5 protein-coding genes are annotated in these 5,568 nt (G+C 50.2%); 2 read left to right on the plus strand and 3 right to left on the minus strand.

All coding sequences use genetic code 11. The annotated features are described in order from the left end of the window. Nucleotides 1-268, minus strand: a 268-nt coding sequence (locus tag H7F11_RS16335) for a transposase family protein (RefSeq protein WP_193658277.1), incomplete at its 3' end; no start/stop codon positions are given. A gap of 617 nt (nt 269-885) precedes the next feature. Here H7F11_RS16335 and H7F11_RS16340 point away from each other — a divergent pair. Continuing rightward, the gene (locus tag H7F11_RS16340) at nt 886-2,319 is read left to right on the plus strand and encodes a glycosyltransferase (RefSeq protein WP_227485593.1); all 1,434 of its coding nucleotides are present in this window, start codon (nt 886-888) and stop codon (nt 2,317-2,319) included. Next, nucleotides 2,316-3,797, plus strand: a complete 1,482-nt coding sequence (locus H7F11_RS16345) for a tetratricopeptide repeat protein (RefSeq protein WP_193650997.1) — start codon at nt 2,316-2,318, stop codon at nt 3,795-3,797. The genes H7F11_RS16340 and H7F11_RS16345 overlap by 4 nt, the downstream gene beginning before the upstream one ends. Before the next feature lie 56 nt (nt 3,798-3,853). Here H7F11_RS16345 and H7F11_RS16350 read toward each other — a convergent pair whose 3' ends face one another. Together H7F11_RS16350 and H7F11_RS16355 are read right to left on the minus strand one after the other, a co-directional pair. After that, a complete protein-coding gene (locus H7F11_RS16350) occupies nt 3,854-4,039 on the minus strand; it encodes a hypothetical protein (RefSeq protein WP_193650996.1) in 186 nt (61 codons plus the stop codon). Beyond that, on the minus strand, nt 4,032-5,568 hold a 1,537-nt coding region (locus tag H7F11_RS16355; RefSeq protein ID WP_193658279.1), incomplete at its 5' end, for a diguanylate cyclase. The genes H7F11_RS16350 and H7F11_RS16355, both read right to left, overlap by 8 nt.

The following is a 5,568-nucleotide window of genomic DNA, read 5'->3' on the forward strand; positions in this document are numbered from 1 at the left end:
GCCTAWCTCCATGCTCCTGGCACTTCACACGAGGTACACGGGCATGGAGATAGGCTTCATGCTGGAAGAAATCCATGTGCCGCCAGGTATGGTCACGGGTATCATGTACCGGACACTCCTCACCACAGACGGAGCAAGCAAAGCGACTACCTTTGGGAAAGTTGATGTGCAGATCCAGGCGTTTCTCCTCCACCGTGAAAGTCACATGATCCACCAACCACGGCGGAACCAATCCTAACGCGAGAGAAAACAGCTCTTCAGGGACCATCAGCTAACTCCTATTCAGGGCACGACCGCTCCACAGCATTCTACCCCCTACCCACTCAATCTGACGAAGAGCCTGAATTTTGTTGCAGAATCGCTTTTTTGCTGGCGGATTCTGGTGGAGCCTTGAGAGTTTGGTCTGCCGCACTGGCTTCCATAGAGGTTAATCCACTCAACACTGTCAGAGCAAGGCCAAGTACAAATCGATTTCGCATACTTAAGATACTCCTAATGTTTCTATTTCTCGTGCCATACGTCTGATGCAGTACACTTTCTGTCAAACATGTCTTTAGCGAAAATGATAACCCAAATAGAATTTTTTGGATACCCGGAGAAAACATATCCGGCAACCTGCTTCCTCTGCTCACCTCTAATGCATTATTGATACTCAAGAAGCACAAAACAGGCTGCTGTAACGTGGATGAAACACTCAAAATAAATTTGTAACATATTGAAAAACTGTAATTAATAGCAAACATTCAACCATTGTTGTATTACTTTAGGTATTTTTTTCTTGGTCGATGATACAACTAAATCGTATCTTACTGAAAAAACAATATATTTAAATTGGCATATTATTTGCTTTTGTTTTATGAACACCACAAAATGGTTGGGATAAACATGCTAGAAACAAGAACTGAGCAGGAATCAAATGAAAATGTGGTCACCGCATTGCATCCACAAAACAATAAAATATTTGCCAGTCATAATACAGCAAATAACGAAAGACTAAAATTACAAAGAAATGCAGACAAGAAAGTTTACATCCCTGTTTACAGCAAATTTCTCATTGCCCAATTCGGTGCCATTTTATGGGTTTCATTCAGCATCTGGATCGCTCTCCCCTGGATAGATAGTCTCGCTGATTTATTTGGATGGGTGCTGACCATATTCGCGATTGGTGGCATGGCCATCGTCCCTGGATATATTTCAGGTATTATCATATTCAGCATTCTACTGGATCGAAGACCTCCAATGAACACACCGAGTGAGCTACCGGCAGTGAGCATATTAATTGCTGCCTACAACGAGGAAAATGCTATTGAGGACACTCTGAAATCCATTCTTAATCAATTTTATTCCGGGATCATGGAAATCATTGTTATTGATGATGGATCTACCGATAAAACGACAGATATTGTCGAAAAAATTACTGACCCAAGAATAAAGCTCATCAAACAAAAGAAAAATCAGGGGAAGGCCAGCGCGCTCAATGCAGGCTTGGCCATAGCTTCGCATGGCATCATCATCACCGTTGATGCCGATACGTTTCTGTACAAGGACGCCTTAAAATATATTGTGGGTCGCTACCTTGGAGACCCGGAGGGTACTGCTGCAGTTGCTGGAGCAATTGCTGTACGCAACTCAAGAATATCATGGATCACCAGAGTACAGGAATGGGATTACTTCCACGGCATTGCGGTAGTCAAAAGAGTTCAGAGTCTTTATCAGGGTACTCTGGTTGCGCAGGGTGCATTCTCCTTGTATCAACGCGACCTGGTCAAGGAAATGGGCGGATGGGCTCCTTGTGTTGGAGAAGATATCGTTCTTTCCTGGGGATTACTAAAGCAAGGTTACCGGATTGGTTATGCCGAAAATGCCATTGTATTTACCAACGTACCTGAAACTTACAAACAGCTTTTTCAACAACGCCGGCGCTGGGCACGCGGCATGTTTGAAGCAATACGGGCACATCCTGGCATTTTTTTAAAAAGAAGAATAACTCTCCAGTTCGTTTTCATGAATATGTTATTTCCATGGCTGGATCTTAGTTATCTCTTGTTTTTTATCCCGGGGCTTATTGCCGCCTGCTTTGGATTTTTCCTGCTTGCCGGACCAGTAACCCTCTTGCTATTACCTTTGGCAGCACTGAATAACGTCGTGATTTTCTCGGTACAAAGCACCATGTTTAAAGAACGCGGAATACACATTCGCAAAAATCTTCGTGGCATGTTTCTCTATGTGTTTCTTTCGCAATTACTTATGTCTCCAGCATCTCTCGCCGGTTATGGTTCAGAATTGTTAAGCCTGAGAAAAAAATGGGGTACCAAGTGAAAAAAAAACCTATCCAAACCATGGCAGTCATTGCTGGGCTGATCTTTTTTTCTGGTGCTACTGTTGCAGCTGCAGACCCGGGACATGATATCCGGCTGGGACGTGAAGCTTTGACACAAGAACATCCTGATTTGGCTTTGTCTTATTTTCGTAAAGCCAGAGATGAAATCCGTCGCCATCCCGACAAATACCATGATGATCAGCTTGCCGCCCTGTCTGGCCTTGGGTATGCCGCACTTTGGGTTGGTAATTCTCACGAAGCAGAAAACGCCTATTCCAAGGGCATCACCATCGCCCGTAGTCCTGGGGATCAAAAAACCATGCGGGTGGGTTTAGCCAGGGCACTCATCAATTTAGGACGTCCAAGAGAAGCTTATGATATTTTAAAACCGGTTCGCAGCTTGGGTGCGGGCCCGCAATTGCAATCTGCCATTGCCAGCGCCTTATTGAGTTGGGATACCATTGCCTGGAAACATCTGGATCTGGCCGCACCCCATGGGGTTTACCCTGGACCGCAATGGCAAGCGCAGCTTTTCAGGCAAACCTCTGATTTTGTGTACTATCCTTTGCATGATCGTATTAACGTGGGCTATCAGTACAGCAGTGATAGCGACCACAACATCAATCAAACATACCAGGCCGGGGTCACCATTCCCGGCGTCGGACCCGGTGACAACAGCCTCAGTCCCACCATGTGGTATGCAGGCTTTCGCCAAATGCAAATAAACGACAGCGATGGTCAGATTGGCCTTTCGACCCTGGAAGGTGGCTGGTCTGCGCCCATAAATACCAACTGGAATTACAGCATACTTGGCGGAGTCAGCACCGCGAGAAACTGGACTTTTGGAAGGCTGGCAGGACAGCTGAATTATCAGCCCAGCGATTCCTGGGGTCTCAACCTCAGCTTTGATCGTCAACCTATTCGTACGGTTACTGCCGTGGAAAATAAAATTCTCGTCAATACGGTCAGTTTGGGGGGCTTCGGACGCCTCAGAAATATCGGCACCGTGGGCGCCGCTTATTTTCACCAGGCTTTTAGTGATGGCAACCAGCGTGACGGAGTAGTCGTTCGTGTTACCCCTGAGTTTTACAGCTTTAGCAGCCTGCCCATCAGTGTTGGTGTTCAGGGATATTTCAGGGCTTATACCAGCGGAACGCCTTTGCGAATCTCAATCAACGGCTCACCAACAAACGCATATTTCAGCCCCCATCACTACAGGGAAGCATTAGGTTATATTATTTACGTGCAGAAATTCTCTCCATACTCGGTGATGCGTCTTTATGCAGGATATGGGGACCAGACTATAGACGGTATCACCACGCCCATAACTGACTTTTACGGCACTATTACCGGCATTGTTTCGACGCATTTACAGTTCAGTCTCACCGGGGGCTATTCTCAGGTAGCCAGTGCTTATGGCGGGGGGGCTGGTTATCATCGGAGTTATGTGGGAGCCAATCTAACAATACCGTTTTAAGCGCAATGCTGCATCCGCTTACCCATGATGCAGGCAGGGCTATGGCGGGTTCATGGTCACCGTGTCTGGGGCTTGCCGTCGAGATAAGCGGTTAGTGCCCGACAGGTTTTCTGGAAATTTTGCGGTAGTGCTGCCGTATGGTTCCTGATTGATTTTTCCGAGATGCTTGCGGCGGTGGACTGGTCATCGACAATGACAATTCGCGTCTGCAGTTGGGCATCCTGCGCATCACATCTATCCACTTTCGTCTGCATCGCTCCTGTCGATCTGTGTGTGTATAGCACTGCCTTTACTGATTGCTTCGCCAGACGCTTCTTCCATGACGAATAATTCCCAGTAACGGGCGCGCTGGCGTTTCTTGGCCTTGGACTGGTACAGGGCCTGGTCGGCATAGCGCAGCAGGGTCTCGAAATCACCCGCATAGTCGGAAGGATACAAACACAGCCCCATGCTCAGACGGACCCCGACCACGGCACCCGATTGCAGATGAATGGGTTCATTCACGGTGACCTCGATTTTGACCAGAATCAGTTCCAGTTCCTCGAAGTGGTTGAAGCCTTCAATCAGCAGCACAAATTCATCCCCACCCAGACGCGCCACATAGTCGCTGCGGCGCAGGGCGGCGTGCAGGCGGCGGCCCACCACGCGCAACACATGGTCCCCCGCCTCGTGGCCGTAAAGATCATTGATGGGTTTGAAATGATCGAGGTCAATCATGCAGATGGCCAGGGCACCGTGGCTGCGCTGGACGCGGGGTAAGGTAACGGCCACCTGGTCCATAAGGGCACGCCGGTTACCCAAACCGGTCAGGCGGTCATGGCAGGCTTCGTATTCCAGTTGTTCGCGGGCCAGCCATTCGGCGGTCACATCGCGCTGAATGCCCACATAATGGCTGATGGCGCCGTTGCACTGGTAAATGGGGATGATGCTTAAATGATTCCAGAACGTCTGCCCATCGCTGCGGTAATTGAGCAGGCGACCGTTAAAAAACCCCTGACCGCAGAGGGCCTCGTCAATTTCGGTCAGAGTCCGGGGGTCAGTACGCGGGCCTTGCAGATGATGCAGCCCGAAGCGGCTGATTTCCGCCAGCGTATAACCCGTCATACGGGAAAAGCTGGCATTCACATACAAAATGTGTCGGTCGGCATCGGTCAGCACCACCCCCTCTTCCGCTGCTTGCAGGGCCGTACCCAGCAACAGCTGGTGTTCGCGCGCCACCCGTTCGAGGAGTATGCCTACCCAGTCTTCCAGGGCTTCACTCACCCGGCGGGCGATGCCCTCCAGCACCACCTGACAGTCTTGCGGGAAACCCCGCTTGTCCCGGTCATACAGCACCAACAGCGCCCAGGGCTGATGGTCGCGGTGAATGGGCAGCACCGCCAAGGAACGCAACTGGTAGGGACGAGCATTCTGCTGCCAGGCCCTGCGCAGCGGTCCTTCGGAGAAGGGTTCATTAAACAGCGGCCTTTGCGTCTGCCAGACCCGGAACAGCGGGCCATGGTCGGCGGGCAGGCCGCTGCGTCTTTCGGCAAAACTGTCCAGATAGGCGGCATTTCCGGCTTCCGCCAGGGTTTGCAGGGAATTGTCCGGCTCTACCCGGCAGACCCAGGCCAGGGTGACGGGGGTGCACTCCACCGCCAGTGTACACAGGGACTCCAGCAGGATGGATTCCTGATCGGTGTGTTCCATGACCTGCCCGACGGCCTTGTGGAAAGCCAGATATTGTTGCAGGCGGGTATGGGCCGCAGCCAAAATTGCCCATGCCCAGGCC

Source organism: Acidithiobacillus sp. HP-2 (genome assembly GCF_015100155.1).
In the GTDB taxonomy this organism is placed as follows: Bacteria; Pseudomonadota; Gammaproteobacteria; order Acidithiobacillales; family Acidithiobacillaceae; genus Acidithiobacillus.